The sequence below is a fragment of the Maridesulfovibrio frigidus DSM 17176 genome (assembly GCF_000711735.1).
Lineage (GTDB): Bacteria > Desulfobacterota > Desulfovibrionia > Desulfovibrionales > Desulfovibrionaceae > Maridesulfovibrio > Maridesulfovibrio frigidus.
On the sequence record NZ_JONL01000002.1, the window covers coordinates 103348 to 120283 of the forward strand.

The following is a 16936-nucleotide window of genomic DNA, read 5'->3' on the forward strand; positions in this document are numbered from 1 at the left end:
GTCAATTTAACAGGAACAACCAATCCGAGGTAAATATGCAAAAAGAGATGAAAACATTCACCATCGCTGCCGGGACACTTGGAAACGCGACCTTGCTCCAACGTGGAGTAAGAATACACGGAACAGCAGGGATGAGCATAAGAGAATTTATTGAGATCGGTTTAGGACTTGCGCCAGAATATGTAGAAAAGCAAATCCGAACTATTTTCTTAAACAACTCGCCCGCCGACGATATTGATATTGTGCAAATTAAGGATGGGGATATTTTATCTCTATCAGGAGCGCTACCGGGAGTGGCCGGCATGGCGATGGGGCGCGACACTGCCATTAGTGGATTCAGAAGTGAAATACGAGCAGTAAATTCGGGAGATGTAGGCGAAGGAGATGCCTTTGTCTCCGTCAAATTATTCAACCTGATCGCACGGGATTCAGGGCCAAAATTGCTTGAGCGCGGAGTAATCGTTAAGGCAAGTGAGATTCTTAAAAGCTATGGCGAGAATGCGCCCGAAGGACTTGCTGCGGAAGACGGAACCGTCATACTTAAAACTATCGTCACTTAAGACTGAATTTATTCCCTGTTAGGCACACAAGTAAAATCACTATTTTAAGATCGATTGTGTAAGCCAGATAATCACTTGATAATAAGACATAAAAAAGCCTGCCGGAACAATCCGGCAGGCTTTTTAAATTCTATATAATGTAGGAACTATTTATCAAGAAGCTCAAGCATAGCTCTCTTCATTCCACTTGTATCGATACCAATTTCAGCGCGAAGCTCTTTCTGCGTTCCATGTTCGATGAATTCGTCAGGAATACCTAGGCGCTTAATGTTATGCCCATCAATAGCGTTGTTATCGACTAGCATTTCGACCACTGCGGAACTGAATCCACCAGCCATAGCATTTTCTTCTACAATAACAATATTTTTGAAACGCTTTGCCAGTTCGAGAATCTGTTTCTCAGGCAAAGGTTTGATAAAGCGAGTATTGAAGACTGCAATCGACTTTCCATGCTCAGTATCAAGATCTTCAACAGCTTCAACCGCAGGCCATACTCTGGACCCCACAGTGATGATCACACCATCAGAACCATCACGAAGGAGTTCACCTTCACCGATGTTTAGAACAGGTGGAAACTCATCCATCTCTGCGCCGATACCAACTCCTCTAGGATAACGAACCGCTGCCGGACCATCGAAATCTATAGCAGTGCGGACCATGCGAGCTAGTTCAGCTTCATCCTTAGGAGCCATACAGATAATGTTCGGTATATGACGCATGAAAGACATGTCGAATGCGCCATGATGCGTTGCACCATCAGCACCGACCAAGCCTCCGCGATCAAGAAAGAAGTTTACATTCAGATTTTGCAGACATACGTCATGCACAATCTGGTCATATGCTCTCTGGAAGAACGTAGAATAAATCGCAACCGCAGGTTTATACCCCATAGTTGCCAGCCCGGCTGCAAAGGTCACAGCATGCTGTTCGCAGATTCCAACATCAACAAATCTATCAGGATAATTTTTCCTGAAACAATCAGTCCCGGTTCCTTCAGGCATTGCCGCTGTGATGGCCATAATCTTGTCATCTTTTGCAGCAAGTTTGCAAAGAGTGTCACCGAAAACTTTCGTATATGAAGGAAGGCCGCCTTTAAATTTAGCAGCCATACCTGTCTCAGGCTCAAAGCTTCCTACGCCATGAAAATAAGTAGGATTATCTTCAGCAGGTGTATAGCCTTTGCCTTTTTTGGTCAGAACATGAACCAATACGGGAGTATCAAGCTTTTTCACCTGCTCGAATACATCGATCAAAGCCTCGGTATTGTGCCCGTCAATAGGCCCGAGATAGGTAAAATCAAGTGCCTCAAAAAGCATTCCCGGTGTGAAGAAACTTTTAAAAGAATCTTCGCCGCGCTTAGCATACATAGCTAAGTCGTCACCAATTTTAGGAATCTGCTTGAGAATCCCTTCAAAATCTTTTTTAAATCTGGTCAGTACCGGATGTGACAACTTCCGACTAAGGAAAGATGACAAAGCGCCAACATTTGCAGAGATGGACATTTCGTTGTCATTTAAAACAACAACCATCTTGCGCTTCATGCCACCGGCCTGATTAAGCCCTTCGAAAGCCTGACCGGCAGTCATAGAACCATCACCGATAACAGCAACGCAGTTACGATCTCCGCCTTCGATATCATTGGCGACAGCCATACCCAGAATAGCCGATATAGACGTACTGGAATGCCCTACACCGAAGTGGTCATATTTATTTTCCGCCATCCGTGGAAAGCCACTGATGCCGTCTTTATGACGCAGTGTATGAAAATTCTCATAACGCCCAGTCAGGATTTTGTGAGCATATGCCTGATGACCTACGTCCCAGACAATACGATCATTATCAAAATCAAAACACTTAAAGAGTGCTATGGTTAATTCAATTACGCCAAGCGAAGGAGCAAGATGCCCGCCCCCCTTGGAAACAGTATTTATAATACACTGTCTGAGTTCATCGGCCAGTTGGGCCTGCTCTTCTTTGTCAAGAGCCTGAACTTCTACAGGATTCTTTATGCTTTTAAGGAGCGGAAAATCTCCGCAACCACATGATTTATCATTACTACTCATATTCCCCGAACCTCGCACCGGGTTATATTTCTCAAACCTCAGTAATAAAACACCCAGTTTCGTTATGACAACGCACTATAAATTAAATGACCACCCAGTCACTTAACAGTGTTAACTACCTAGCACAAAAAGAATATTATGCTTCTCTGAGAAACCATCAATTAATAAACTCTATCAACTATATATTGAGCAAGTTCGGCCAAGAGCTCAGCTTCCGGACCGGAATAAGGGGAGAGCAGTTCAACCGCTTCGTCCACATATTTACGGGCAAGTTCTTTGCTTTCTTCAAGTCCGATCAAGTTGGGGTAGGTCGATTTACCCTGTTCTTCATCACTTCCTACAGGCTTACCAAGAGATGCTTCATCGCCAACAACATCAAGTACGTCGTCAACAATCTGAAATGCAACTCCAATCAAACGACCATATTCTTCGGCACGTCTGACATCGTCGTCGGTAGCTCCTGTTCCTTTAGCCAGAACAGCGCCGGATTTACAAGCAGAAAGAATTAAAGCACCAGTCTTCATTGAGTGCATAATCTTGAGTTCATCAAGACTTACATCATCGCGACCAGTGTAATCCATATCTACATCCTGACCACCGACCATACCGCAAGCCCCTGCGGAATAGGCCATCAAGCTGATTGCTTCAACAATATTTTCAGCCGGAGCCTCAGCTTTTGCCATGAGTCCGAACGCTTCTGTAAGCAGTCCGTCCCCAGCAAGAATAGCTGTAGCTTCGCCGAACATTTTATGATTGGAAGGCTTACCGCGTCTTAAATCATCATCATCCATTGCAGGAAGATCATCATGAATCAAGGAGTAAGTATGAATAAGTTCAAGACTCGCGGCGAATGGCATAAGAGCCTCTTTCTTCGCTCCCAACATCTGGCCCCAAACGAGCACAAGCACAGGGCGAAGTCTTTTTCCACCAGCAAGCAGACTGTAATCCATCGCATCCAGCAACCTTTTAGGTATGCCGCGATTCTGTAGACATTCAGCCAGATATTTTTCTATTTCTCCCGCGTGAACCGCGAGTTTTTCTTTAACTGTCATCCGTCATATCCTCACTTTCAACTTTAGCGTCAAAGTCTTCAATCAAACCGTTACTGACTATTTTAACTTCATTTCCGGCTTTCTGGAGCTGACTAGCACAACTTTTAGCAAGAGCCTGTCCTTCCTTAAAGAGAGCTACACCCTCTTCAAGCGGAAGGTCCCCCCGCTCAAGTCCCGCAACTATTACTTTCAGCCGCTCCAATCTTTCTTCAAAAGTTTTATTATCTTTCATATGATTATTTTCATATTGCATGCCCTAAAGGCCAAGCAATTTATCCGTACTTTTTTCAAGTAAAAAACGGGGATCAACAAGCCTGCCCTGCACGCTTACGCTCATATGCAGATGCGGCCCGGTGACTCTACCAGTTGATCCAACGCGACCAATTAACTGTCCGCGCTCAACCGTGTCGCCTTCCTTAACATCGAATTGAGAAAGATGGAAATACAGAGTCACAACCCCGTTTCCATGATCGATGTAAACACAGTTTCCGGCATAGTAGTGATTCGCTACAAGTATAACCTTTCCGTCCGCCATTGCGCGAATCTTAGCGCCCTTAGCTCCGCGAAAATCTAAACCTCTATGCGGATTCTTAGGTTTACCGTTCAGTATGCGTCTGGCCCCGTAAGGACTAGACTGCGCGCCCTTTGTCGGGCGACTGAAAGGAACAAACCACATTCTTTCAGCGGTCTGAGTTTTCTTGGCAGCCGAAACCTCCACCCGATCATTCTGAATACGAGCTGATACCTTCTTCGGAGGCGTAACCATTTTCTCAGGCAATGTTAAACGCTGAGTTTTGTACTTTTTATTATAAACTTTAATCTTTCGACTAAACTTACGTTCCTTCCCATCTTCAACAGTGGTTATAATAAGCTCCTTCTTTCCAGCTTTATCAGCGAGAACATCGGTCCCAAACATAACCAAGGAAATATTTTTACCCTTCCAAGTCCTTATTTCCGGCGATACCGTTGTACCCAGCCACTTTGCTGAAACAGAGTCTAAAGTCTTATCAGATGTAACCCTAACAAGGAAAGGCTCACCCAGACCGACTTTCTTCGGAAACGCTAAAGAAACAGCCGCAAAAGCTGATGAAGCAAAAAGCAGCATAAAAATAAACGTAAACGTTAAAGCTTTTATCCTTCTCATGGATTTTTTCAACTTAAATTCTCCATTTTAAACTTGATCAAGCAATCACAATTATTACATTTAAGAAGGATAAACATCAGTCTAACAGGTTCATCCTCTAAAAAAATACATACAAAAAAACTATTTATCTACAACAGTAGCTCTGATTTCACCGGATTTAACCCGAACAATCAAGCCATCACCGCTAGCAACTTCATCAGGACTGCGCAAAAACTTTCCAGTCTTTTCGAGCGTAACAAGACTATACCCTCGCTCAAGCGGCTTTTCAGGATCAAGCATTCGCAGGGAATTGGCCATATTGTCAAATTCAGAAACCTTATTATCTATAAAGACCTTACCCGCCCTTCCAAGGCGAGCAGAAAGATCCGAAACCTCTTTATCAAGCCTATCAAACTGACTCGCACCGAGTGCGCCAGAAAGCCTATAAACAAGTCCTTCCAGCTCCAAGCACTTACGCTCCGTAAACAAATCAACAGCCCGATCAAGACGCTCTTTTTCTTCATCAAAAGAACTTAGTAATCTTTCAATCCGCTGCGAAGGAGACAGCCATGACAAACCTTTACGCAAAGTATCAAGTTTCGCCATCTTCACTTCAAGAAAATTTTCATAATTCCGAACTAAGTTACCCTCAAGCTCATCAACGCTCTGCATAAGCGTTTCACGCCGAGGCCATAGTTCCTGCGCCGCATGACTAGGCGTAGCAACCCGCTTATCCGCAACATAATCTGCAATGGAAGTATCAACCTCATGCCCCACACCGCAGACAACCGGCACCGTCGATCTATAAATAGCGTCCGCAACACGTTCAGTATTGAAAGCCCATAAATCTTCAAGAGATCCACCGCCACGAATCAGCACAAGAACTTCCGCCCAGCCGTCATCGCAAACATCATCAATAGCCTTAGCAATCTGATCAGGGGCTGAATCGCCCTGAACAAGCGAAGGATAAATTCGTACCTCTGCGCCAGTGCCGCGCCCTTCAGCAATACGCAAAAAATCAATCACAGCTGCTCCCGTCGCAGCCGTCACAACAGCAACCTTGGCGGGCGAACGAGGGATTTCCATCTTACGCTCTTCCGAGAAATAACCTTTATCAGCAAGCTTGCGTTTCATAGCTTCAAAAGCAAGCTTCAAATCACCAACGCCCTGCTCCTGAATAAGTTCAGCAATAAGCTGATAAGCCCCACGAGGCGCAAAAACATTCATATGACCAGCACAAAGAATCTCCATGCCGTCTTCAAGCCTAAGAGGCTCTCCCGTCTCAACTTCGCCAGTCAGCGGATTGATTTTCTCCGCACCATCCCCAGCCCCCTCTCGCTGATTGCCTTTAAACCAAACAACAGAAAGACCAGCATCGCCATCAGTCAGCGAAAAATAAATATGACCAGATGCTGGACGTGCCAGATTAGTGACCTGACCTTTCACCCAAATAAAGGGAAATTCAGCTTCCAAAACGTCCTTAACAGCACGCGTTATATCACTAACAGAAAATATTCTCATATTGGGGAGGATGCCTTCGGCGACCAGAGGGGGGACCCTTTTGGGAAAAGGGTCCCCCCTCTGGACTCCCCCCTCCAAAACTTTTTGGCGGGGGGGGAAGTTATTTTAGTAAGAATTTATTTTGGGAATGAGTTAACCTAGGACCGACGGACGCGAGCACGCACAAAAACTCTAACTATTAAGCCAGAATTATACGTCCTTAAAGACCCCAACCCAACTAAAAAGTTTTGGGAGTCTTGAACCCTTTTCCCAAAAGGGTTCGAGCCGCCGGAGGCATACTAACCCTATACTATAAAGTTAAACCCCATGACTGCCATATTTCGGCGCGCCATGTGGTGAAGGCTTCTGCGAATCCTTCGAGTGGTAATTCTATTTTTTCGCCAGTTTTGCGATTCTTGGCTTCTACTATTCCGTTTTTGAGTCCTTTGCCGCCCAGTACTAGCTGCATTGGATAACCGATAAGATCTGCATCTGCGAATTTTACGCCTGGTCTTTCTTTACGTTCATCGTAAGCTACGTCTATGCCCATTTCCATGAGCTGTGCGTAAAGCTCTTCAGCTTTTTCACCTACTGCTAGGTCTTTGCCACCTAGTGAGATCAGGCAAAGTTCGAAAGGTGCTATGGCTGGTGGGAAAATGGCTCCGTTTTCATCATTGTTCTGCTCAATTGCAGAAGCCATGATGCGGGAAACTCCGATTCCGTAACAACCCATGATCATAGGTTTGCTTTTGCCGTTTTCGTCTAGGAATGTTGCATCCATTGCTTTGGAGTACTTTTCGCCGAGCTTGAAAACATGCCCGACTTCTATTCCTTTGGTGAATTCGATTTTGCCACCACAGTCGGGGCAAGGATCGCTTTCGGTGATGACGCGAAGATCTGCGAACTGTTCGATTTTGCAATCGCGGCTTAAGGAAACATGCTTGATGTGTGCATCTGCTTTGTTTGCGCCAGCTACCCAGTCGGTTGCTCCGCAAAGCTCATGGTCAGCGAAAACGCGTTTGACGCCAAGCCCTACTGGTCCGGCAAATCCTACTGGAGCGCCGGTCCATTCTTTGACCTGATCTTCAGTCGCTAATTCGATTTCGTTACCACCGATTAAGTTTCTGAGCTTAACATCATTGATTTCACGGTCACCGCGAACTAGCGCGGCTACAGGTTCGCCATCAACATTGAAGAGCAATGTTTTAATGAGCTTATCTGCTGAAATTTCTAGGAAAGCACAGACTTCTTCAACTGTGTGCTTAGCGGGTGTTGCAACTTCTTCGATTGCAGCGCATTCGTCTTTGCACTCAGTTTTTGGTGCGCTAACTTTGGCTTTTTCGAGGTTAGCCGCGTATTCACATTTGTCATCGAGACAGACAGCAATTGTATCTTCGCCAGTGTCGGCTAGAACATGGAATTCGTGTGAAAAGTCGCCACCGATTGCACCTGAATCAGCTTGAACTGGACGGAAACGAAGTCCTATGCGGGAGAATATCTTTTTGTATGCTTCGAACATCAAGCCGTAAGAAGCTTCTGCCCCAGCTTCATCCTTATCAAAGGAGTAAGCGTCTTTCATGACAAATTCACGACCACGCATCAGACCGAAACGGGGACGAATTTCGTCACGGAATTTGGTCTGAATCTGGTACAAGTTGAGCGGAAGCTGTTTATAAGATTTAACTTCACCGCGAACTAGATCAGTAACAACTTCTTCGTGTGTCGGTCCGAGGCAGTAGTCACGGCCATGACGATCGTTAACTCTTAAAAGTTCTTTACCGTAGAAATCCCAACGGCCAGTTTCTCTCCAGAGATCACCGGGCTGAACCATGGGCATGAGCACTTCAAGAGCGTATGCACGGTTCATTTCTTCACGGACAATATTTGCTACCTTGTTCAAGGATTTGAGTCCGAGTGGAAGGTAGTTATAAATTCCGCTGGTCACCTTACGGATCATTCCAGCACGCATGAGCAATTTATGTGAAACAACTTCCGCGTCGGAAGGGTCTTCTTTCAATGTAGGTATGTAAAAACGGCTTAAAAGCATTTATTTTCCTTTTTTTTCTTCCAAAAATAATTCTATCTCTTTCATAAATTCGGGCAGCAAATTTTCATCGCCATGAACTTTGCGAACAACTTCACCTTTGCGGAAAATGATCCCGAGATCGCGACCACCGGCAATGCCGATATCAGCTTCACGAGCCTCACCCGGACCATTCACAACGCACCCCATCACGGCCACAGTGAATACATCCTGAACTCCGCGCAATTTATCTTCCACCTGCTGAGCAAGCTCAATCAGTTCAATCTCAGTTCTTCCACAAGTCGGACAGGAAATAATTTCAGGCCCTCTCTCACGTAGTCCGAGCGAGCGTAAAATTTCCCACGCAACTCCAACCTCAGCAACAGGATCATGAGTGAGTGACACTCGCATGGTGTCGCCCAGACCTTCCCAGAACAAAATACCAAGTCCTACCGCAGACTTAACCGCGCCGCGTACAAGAGTACCAGCCTCGGTAATGCCCACATGCTGAGGATAATCAACTTTCTCAGAAAGAAGTTTATAGGCAGCAATTGTGTTCAAAACGGACGAGGACTTGAGCGATATTTTAACATCATGAAAATTTCTTTTCTCAAGCAGTGCTACGTGTCCCAGAGCACTTTCAACCATAGCTTCAGGAGTCGGTCCGCCATATTTAGCAAGCAGAGCCTTATCAAGAGATCCACCATTTACACCTATGCGAATAGGAACCTTGCGGTCCTTCGCAGCGGAAACAACAGCGTCCACCTTATCTTCTCCGCCAATATTACCGGGATTAATACGCAAGGCATCAATGCCCGCATCAATCGCAGATAGTGCTAGGCGGTAGTCAAAATGGATATCAGCTACAAGCGGAACAGGAGAGTTCTTGCGAATTTCTACCAGAGCAGCAGCAGCCTCTTCATCCGGCACAGCAACACGCACAATCTCACATCCGGCTTCAGCCAGTGCATTAATCTGTGCGCCCGTAGCCAGCACATTCCGAGTATCTGTATTACACATGGACTGAACCCTGATAGGGTTGTCACCGCCGATTCCGACGTTGCCAATAAACAGCTCACGAGTCTTTTTTCTTTTGATCATTTTTCACCTGATTTATTCAATTGTCGCATCTAAATCAAACACGCGCTGTGCACCTTAATACATATATCCCTCGGAGCCAACTGTTGGGATATAGGTGGTTATGTGCCTCCGGCGGCTTAAACCCTTTTGGGAAAAGGGTTTAAGGATCCCAAAACTTTTTAATTGGGGGAGCTTTTTTATAAGAAGAATTACTTTGGGCTAGTTGATGTGGTTGTTTGCTATTTTACCCAGTTTATTTCTGGGCATTTTGCGAAATGATTCTCTGTTAAGAAAGCTCCGTCCTTTTGATCATTCAACCTTGGATGATAGCTTGTTAATTTTTGCGATTCTGGAATGAATGAGCAAAATTCCTGCGCATCTTTCCCCCAAAGGAACCATTTTGCCCCAGGCCTGCTCTGATTAATAAAAGTCAGCAATTCTTGAGAAAAATGTTTCCACGCAATGGCGTGACTTCCCGAATTGTCTATTTCGCATGTGAGCGCTGCATTTAGCATTAATACGCCCTGCTCTTCGAAATGACTGAATAGCTCTGTCGGGGGGAGTATAGGGAAAAGGCCAGCATCGATATCATCACGAACTTTGCTGATAGGGGCTATCTCGTCTGATCCTGTATAATTTTTATGGAGTAGTTTAAGCATATTTACGAGAGAAGCATTCCGCTTGAGCTCCGCCCAACTTTTAATATCTCCCACTTCAAAAGACCTACCGGTTGCGACTCCGCGCTGTGGATACGGGTCCTGCCCAAGAATCACAACTCGAACTTTATCAAGATTCATTTGGCTGAAGCGTAAAACCCGTTCAGCAGAAGGAGTGAAGTTCGTTCCAATCGCGTGCTCAAGATATCTAAGGTGTATGATTTTTTCAGTGGTAAAAAAAGAATCCCAAGAACTATGAATCTCGTATGTTTCGTCACAAAAATTAATTTTCATTAAAAATATCCTAATGAGGTTAGTAGTTCCAAATTCTTTTCTTTTTCTTTATTTCTGCCTTGGCGCTCGCTCTGCCCTTCACCTAATACGGTGCAAGGTTTGCAGCCTAAAGATCTATACCCTTGATCGTAAAGCTCACAATGCGGAATACTGTGCATAGTAATAAACGACCATATATCCATTTCGGTCCACTCTAATATGGGATTAGAAATAGTATGATCTGGATTATCGCGGTGCTCTATGGCTTCCCTTTTTGTCCTGCTGGGATGCTCATCGCGGCGTATTCCAGTTATTAATACTTGTATATTGTGCTCGGTTATAGCCTTTTGAAGGGGCTTTATTTTCAAATCGCGGCAACACGTCACAGCATCCATTGCCACTGGATAAGAGTTTATATCCACTTCAGGCCTAAGCACTTTTAAATTGATATTCCACTTTTGTGCAAGTTCATCCCTGAATAACATCACTTCCGGGAATTTTACGCCAGTATCAATTGACACAGCAAGAGGAGAATCTATCCCCTGCCCTTTTAAAACTTCGCACCAAACTGCTAAAACTACTGTGGAATCTTTGCCACCAGTCCATGCCACTGCAATTTTAGACGGATCGAATTTGAGCAATAAATCTGCCATTTGCTCAGCTAAATTCTGAACCTTTTCATCAAGGGTTGAATCTGTCGTGATTGTAGAAATTTCGTTCAAACTTTTACTCCTTAACATGCTGCCTTTTGTTCTTGCCTGAAACGACTTTTTTATCAAGATCACTTATCCATAAAAACGCCGTCTATTACGGGACTAGGGAAAGAATAAAGACCTTTAAGTTGATTAAGGTTAGCATCTTAATATACATAATTTGAATACTCTTTTTTGTTTTTTTAATACCAAAACGTTTTGGGGTTGCCCATGTATGCAGAACTCGCAGTCCTTACCCTGTTAGTATTTTTATATAGTTCTTTTGCTGGTCGAATTGAGCGAAGCGATGTTTCCGGCCCGATGGTATTTGTTATTGCAGGACTCATACTTGGCCCCATGGTCCTTAAAGTTTTCACTGCGGAAGTAACCCGCAACGAATTTAGGGTTATTGCCGACCTGACATTAGCACTCATACTTTTTATAGATGCTTCGAAAGCCGACCTGAAAACAATCAGACGCCAGATTCATATTCCGGCACGAATGCTCTTGCTCGGTTTACCTGGATCAATTGCTCTAGGGTCCATACTCGCGGTTGCACTTTTCGACGGTTTATCGTGGCATGAAGCAGCCATTCTTGGGACCATGCTTGCGGCAACGGATGCAGCATTGGGGAAAGCAGTGATCAGCAACACTGATGTGCCAGTCCGGATTCGCGAAGGATTAAATGCTGAAAGCGGCTTAAATGATGGGCTCTGCGTTCCAATTTTACTTGTTTTTATTGCATTGGCTCTAGGCGCGGAGCAAGGCGGCACAGGACTAGCGCTAGAGTACGTGGCGCGGGAACTTGGCATAGGATTAATTGTAGGACTTGGGTTAGCGGCTTCAGGGGGCTGGTTGCTACGATTATGCTGGAACAAAAAGTGGGTTACGGAAACATGGGCACATGTTGCTGTTGTAGCTTTGGCTTTAGCCACGTTTTCGGTAGCTCAGAGTTTACATGGCAGTGGTTACATCGCGGCATTCACTGGAGGGTTGCTATTCGGCTTCCAGTCCAAAGGATCCACACATGAAATGCTGAAAGCCGCCGAGGCCGATGGTGAGACCATGGCTATGTTAACTTGGTTCGCATTCGGAGGGGCAGTTATAGGGCAAAACTATCATCTATTCACATGGGAAGTGGTACTTTATTCCGCCCTAAGCCTCACCGTAGTCCGTATGATACCGGTATTTATATCCCTAATTGGCACTGGTGAAAGTGTCCCTAGCCGTCTTTTCCTTGGCTGGTTTGGACCCCGCGGCCTAGCTAGCATAGTCTTTGCCATTATTGTTTTAAATTCAAACATTCCTAACGGACCTTTTTTGACCTTAGTTGTTGTTTGCACTGTATTTCTAAGTCTTATTGCGCATGGCATTACAGCTAATCCACTTGCTCGCTGGATAGCAAAAATCGAAAACAAAAATTAAATACTATTATCTGACCTAATGACTCTTAATATATCTTAATACGGTCTGGTCAAATACTTGCTTGAGGATTTTATCTATTAATTTTTAAAATCCAAAAAAGGGAGGTTTTATGGTTGGAATTTCATCACTTGATAGCAGTTTGACCAGTGGTGTTTTAGACACAAGTCAAGCCATTCAAACAAAAAAAGTTGACGACGAAGAGCTTCTTAACTCTAAGACACAATCCGGCGACACCGTTTCCATTTCTGCAGAAGCTATGGCCTTATTCAGCTCAAAGCTTGAAGAATATGGAGCAGAAAACCCTTCAGAGCTTAGTGACGAACAAAAAGAAGAGTTGAAGGGGACCATGGATGAGTTTGCTATAGAGAACGGAATTGATCCTACTCAGGTAGGAGGAATGCCACCGCCTCCAGAAGGTGGAGGAGAAGGTGCTTCGGACAGTGAAGGGGAAGGCTCTTCGGAAGGGGGAGGCGCTGGTGGAGCTACAGGTGGCGAAGCGGCCCAAGGTTCTACAGGAACCTCTGACATGATAAGCGACAAAGAAGAAGAAATTGAAGAAAAAGAAGAAGAAATTGAAGAACTCAGAGCTAAAGTCAGTGAAGATGAAGATGCTGCGGAGCAGCTAAAGACTAAACAATCTGAACTAGCTTTACTTCAATCTGAACTTGCTCTCCTTGAGCAGCAATCAGCATAAACTGAACTTCTAATTGTTTAGTACTGCCTTAAAACGTGGCACATTTGTCATTAGAAAAACCCCGAATTCGACTTAACGAATTCGGGGTCTTTTTAATTCTTTACATACAAGTAGGCAGTTAGAAACTACCAGCCTGTTTTCTTTTGACTAGTCTTCTATTGAGTAGTCCATTTCAGAGAGCTGCTTGAGAAGTTTGTATCTCTGCTTACAATCTTTTTCGATTCCAGCACGCAAAGTTTTGGAAGTCTCAGGCATCATGCGCTCGAGCATTGCGTAGCGGTTTTCGCCAGAAAGGAAGTCCTGAAGAGTTCCATCTGGGCTCTTGTATTCAAGAACGAGCGGGTTTTCGCCATTTTCAGCGCGACGCGGGTCGAATCTGTAAAGAGGCCAGTAACCGGACTCAACAGCAAGTTTACCTTCGAGCTGAGTTTTACCCATGCCCTTCTTAATACCCTGATTAATACAGGGTGCGTATGCGATAACAATAGATGGGCCGGGGTAAGCTTCCGCTTCGAGGAATGCTTTCATGACCTGATTCTTGTTTGCGCCCATAGATACGGATGCAACGTAGACGTAACCATAGGTCATCATCATGCGTCCAAGGTCTTTCTTGGCGGTCATCTTACCACCAGCTGCAAACTTAGCGATAGATCCTAATGGAGTCGCTTTAGATGCCTGACCACCAGTGTTGGAGTACACTTCGGTATCCATTACCAGTACGTTGATGTCCTTACCGGAAGCGAGAACATGATCAAGTCCGCCAAAGCCGATGTCATATGCCCAGCCATCACCACCGAAGCACCACATGGACTTCTTAGTGAATATATCTTCCTGCTCTTCGATTTCGCAAAGTATGTCGCTGAACTCAGCTTCAATAGCTAAGAGTTCGCGGAGCAGATCACCGTATTCGAGAGATTTAGCTGCATCTTCTTTATTTGCAATCCAGCCTTTCATAGCGTCGCGCAGTTCATCACTGACTTCGCCTTCCATGGCCTGATTCATGAGCACAACTAAACGGTTGCGACGGTTGGAAATAGCCATTTCCATTCCGAAGCCATATTCAGCAGCATCTTCGAAGAGTGAGTTGCCCCAAGCAGGTCCGTGTCCTTCCAGATTCTCACAGTATGGAGTGGAAGGAGCAGAAGCACCCCAGATTGAAGAACAACCTGTTGCGTTAGCGATAATCATACGCTCACCGAAGAGCTGAGTAAGTACTTTTACATAAGGAGTTTCGCCACAACCTGCACAGGCTCCGGAGAATTCCATGAGTGACTGCTGGAGCTGGCTGCCCTTAACAGTTGTGCGAGGTAGAATTTCGTCCTTGAAGGATACGATTTCGGAGAAGTCATAGTTAGGAACCTGAGCTTCTGTCTGAGTCGCAATAGGCTTCATGACCAAAGCTTTTTCCTTAGCAGGACAAATATCAGCACAGTTACCACAACCCTGACAGTCAAGTGAGTTGACCTGCATGCGGTACTTAAGGCCTTCAAACCCTTTACCTTTGCCGTCAACAGTTTCGAAACTATCCGGTGCAATTGCCATTTCTTCATCGTTTGCAACTACTGCGCGAAGAGCACTGTGCGGACAAACGAAAGAACACTGGTTACACTGAATACAGTTATCTTTGATCCATTCAGGAACCAAGATTGCTACACCGCGTTTTTCAAAACGGCTGGTTCCCATTGGGAAGCGGCCATCTGGTGAAAATGCGCTGACAGGCAGTTCGTCACCTTTCTGAGCAAGGATAGGCTTAACAACGTCAGTGATGAATTCTGGATCGAAGTTTTCTTCTACAGCTTCATCTTCAGCAGTTGCCCATGATGCAGGATATTTAATTTCGTTGAGGTTAGCTTCTGCTTCATCAACTGCGGCATTGTTCATGTTGACGATCTTGTCGCCCTTCTTGCCGTATGCTTTCTTGATTGATTCTTTAAGGAATGCAACAGCGTCCTCGAAAGGAATAACTTTTGCGAGTTTAAAGAATGCAGTCTGCATGATCATATTAATACGACCACCGAGACCAACTTCACTAGCAATTTTCACAGCATCAATTGTGTAGAACTTAAGGTTGTTCTCAGCAATTTTGCGGCGAAGCTTAGCTGGAAGTTCAGCTTCTAAATCTTCAAGGCCCATGCTGGTGTTCAGCAGGAAGGTTCCACCATCGCGGATTCCTTCAAGAAGGTCGTAAAGTTTTACGTAGCTTGGATTATGACAAGCGATGAAATCTGAGATTTCAACGAGATATGTAGATTTAATCTGATGATCACCAAAACGCAGATGCGATACAGTAATACCACCGGATTTCTTGGAATCGTAAGCAAAGTAACCCTGCGCAAACATGTCGGTTTTATCACCGATAATTTTGATCGCCTGCTTATTCGCGCCGACAGTACCATCAGAACCGAGTCCCCAGAACTTACACTGAACTGTTCCTTCAGGAGTTACATCCAGATTTGGACCAACTTCAAGTGAAAGGCGGGTAACATCATCATTAATACCGACGGTGAAGTGATGTCTAGGAGCAAGAGCCTTCATATTGTCGTAGATTGCTTTGACCATGGAAGGAGTGAACTCCTTAGAACCAAGGCCGTAGCGTCCTGCGTGAACAGGAAGATCAATGTTCATTTCTCTGAGAGCAGTACAAACATCAAGATACAAAGGATCACCGATAGCACCGCCTTCTTTAGTGCGGTCGAGAACAGTAATCTGCTGAGTTGTTGCAGGCAGTGCGCGTCCGAGATGCTCCATAGAGAATGGACGGAATAGTCTTACTTTAACAAGACCGTAGCTTGCACCCTCTGCATTAAGCTTTGTGATTGTTTCTTCAATGGCTTCACAACCGGAACCCATTGCAATGATCACATCTTCAGCTTCAGGATCACCTACGTAATCAAACAGCTTGTATTCACGGCCTGTGATGTCAGCAACTTTTTTCATTGCGTCTTCTACGTAACCGGGAACAGCATCTCTGTAAGGATTTATAGATTCAAGTGCCTGGAAGTAAATATCAGGATTCTGTGCAGTACCTCTAGTATGAGGGTGCTCAGGGTTTAGTGCGCGGTCGCGGAAGTCTCTAACTTTATCCCAGTTAAGAGCGTCAGCCATATCTTCATAATCGATAGTTTCGATTTTCTGAATTTCGTGTGAAGTTCTGAAACCATCAAAGAAATGAAGAAATGGAATTGACGAATCGATGGTTGCCAGGTGGGACACGAGTGCAAGGTCCATGCTTTCCTGAACTGAGTTGGAAGCAAGCATTGCAAAACCTGTCTGACGACAAGCCATTACGTCCTGATGATCTCCAAAGATAGAGAGAGCATGCCCAGCAATCGCGCGAGCTGAAACATGGAAGACAGTAGGGAGAAGCTCGCCTGCGATCTTATACATGTTAGGGATCATCAGCAGAAGACCCTGAGATGCTGTGAAAGTACAGGATAGGTTACCAGCAGCCAAAGCTCCGTGTAGGGCTCCGGCGGCTCCGCCTTCGGACTGTAGCTCACGAACTTCCATAGTAGTGTCAAAAATATTTTTTACACCCTGAAGCGCCCATTCATCTGCGAATTCGCCCATAGGTGAAGATGGAGTGATTGGATAGATCGGTGCGGTCTCACACATTGCGTATGCTACGTATGATGCTGCTTGGTTTCCATCCATAGTTTTCATTTTTTTAGCCATTATTCATTCTCCGTGTCTTTTGGTTGGGAAGGCGTGCAATGCGCACCTTAGCATACGAGTATACAGGTTGCCTACCTGTAAATAACCGCATCCCGAGCAATCTACTATTTTTTTGGCCCT

The 16936-nt window shown here is 45.0% G+C and carries 13 protein-coding genes; 3 read left to right on the plus strand and 10 right to left on the minus strand.

Annotated features, from left to right (window positions below; translation table 11 throughout):
* Positions 1 to 35 precede the first annotated feature (35 nt).
* Positions 36 to 560 carry a hypothetical protein gene (locus tag BR06_RS19165; RefSeq protein ID WP_031480664.1) on the plus strand — a complete coding sequence of 175 codons (525 nt, stop codon included), beginning with the start codon at positions 36 to 38 and terminating at the stop codon, positions 558 to 560.
* Between the two features lie 146 nt (positions 561 to 706).
* Here BR06_RS19165 and dxs read toward each other — a convergent pair whose 3' ends face one another.
* The 9 genes from dxs to BR06_RS0104815 form a co-directional block, all read right to left on the minus strand.
* Positions 707 to 2623 carry a 1-deoxy-D-xylulose-5-phosphate synthase gene (dxs, locus tag BR06_RS0104775; RefSeq protein WP_031480665.1) on the minus strand — a complete coding sequence of 639 codons (1917 nt, stop codon included), beginning with the start codon at positions 2621 to 2623 and terminating at the stop codon, positions 707 to 709.
* A gap of 161 nt (positions 2624 to 2784) precedes the next feature.
* A complete protein-coding gene (locus tag BR06_RS0104780; RefSeq protein WP_031480667.1) occupies positions 2785 to 3675 on the minus strand; it encodes a polyprenyl synthetase family protein in 891 nt (296 codons plus the stop codon).
* A complete protein-coding gene (gene xseB, locus BR06_RS0104785; protein ID WP_031480669.1) occupies positions 3665 to 3907 on the minus strand; it encodes an exodeoxyribonuclease VII small subunit in 243 nt (80 codons plus the stop codon). Before xseB ends, BR06_RS0104780 begins: the two co-directional genes overlap by 11 nt.
* 24 nt (positions 3908 to 3931) lie before the next feature.
* The gene (locus BR06_RS0104790; RefSeq protein WP_235727667.1) at positions 3932 to 4831 is read right to left on the minus strand and encodes a M23 family metallopeptidase; all 900 of its coding nucleotides are present in this window, start codon (positions 4829 to 4831) and stop codon (positions 3932 to 3934) included.
* A 108-nt stretch (positions 4832 to 4939) separates the two neighbouring features.
* Complete coding sequence (gene xseA / locus BR06_RS0104795; protein ID WP_031480673.1) at positions 4940 to 6319, minus strand: exodeoxyribonuclease VII large subunit; 1380 nt, start codon at positions 6317 to 6319, stop codon at positions 4940 to 4942.
* A gap of 289 nt (positions 6320 to 6608) precedes the next feature.
* Positions 6609 to 8345, minus strand: a complete 1737-nt coding sequence (locus tag BR06_RS0104800) for a proline--tRNA ligase (protein ID WP_031480675.1) — start codon at positions 8343 to 8345, stop codon at positions 6609 to 6611.
* Complete coding sequence (gene ispG / locus BR06_RS0104805; protein ID WP_031480677.1) at positions 8346 to 9422, minus strand: flavodoxin-dependent (E)-4-hydroxy-3-methylbut-2-enyl-diphosphate synthase; 1077 nt, start codon at positions 9420 to 9422, stop codon at positions 8346 to 8348. It lies immediately after the preceding gene.
* A gap of 218 nt (positions 9423 to 9640) precedes the next feature.
* The gene (locus BR06_RS0104810) at positions 9641 to 10351 is read right to left on the minus strand and encodes a uracil-DNA glycosylase (protein ID WP_031480679.1); all 711 of its coding nucleotides are present in this window, start codon (positions 10349 to 10351) and stop codon (positions 9641 to 9643) included.
* Positions 10351 to 11052, minus strand: a complete 702-nt coding sequence (locus BR06_RS0104815) for a phosphoadenosine phosphosulfate reductase family protein (RefSeq protein WP_235727668.1) — start codon at positions 11050 to 11052, stop codon at positions 10351 to 10353. Before BR06_RS0104815 ends, BR06_RS0104810 begins: the two co-directional genes overlap by 1 nt.
* Before the next feature lie 201 nt (positions 11053 to 11253).
* Here BR06_RS0104815 and BR06_RS0104820 point away from each other — a divergent pair, with 201 nt between their 5' ends.
* Both BR06_RS0104820 and BR06_RS0104825 read left to right on the plus strand, forming a co-directional pair.
* Entirely contained in the window at positions 11254 to 12447 is a 1194-nt protein-coding gene (locus tag BR06_RS0104820; RefSeq protein ID WP_031480683.1) for a cation:proton antiporter, read from the plus strand.
* Positions 12448 to 12556: 109 nt separating this feature from the next.
* On the plus strand, positions 12557 to 13141 hold the full coding sequence (locus BR06_RS0104825) for a hypothetical protein (RefSeq protein ID WP_031480685.1): 585 nt from the start codon (positions 12557 to 12559) through the stop codon (positions 13139 to 13141).
* 147 nt (positions 13142 to 13288) lie between these two features.
* Here the strand turns inward: BR06_RS0104825 and nifJ are convergent, their stop codons facing one another.
* Positions 13289 to 16816 carry a pyruvate:ferredoxin (flavodoxin) oxidoreductase gene (gene nifJ, locus BR06_RS0104830; protein WP_031480687.1) on the minus strand — a complete coding sequence of 1176 codons (3528 nt, stop codon included), beginning with the start codon at positions 16814 to 16816 and terminating at the stop codon, positions 13289 to 13291.
* Positions 16817 to 16936 lie beyond the last annotated feature (120 nt).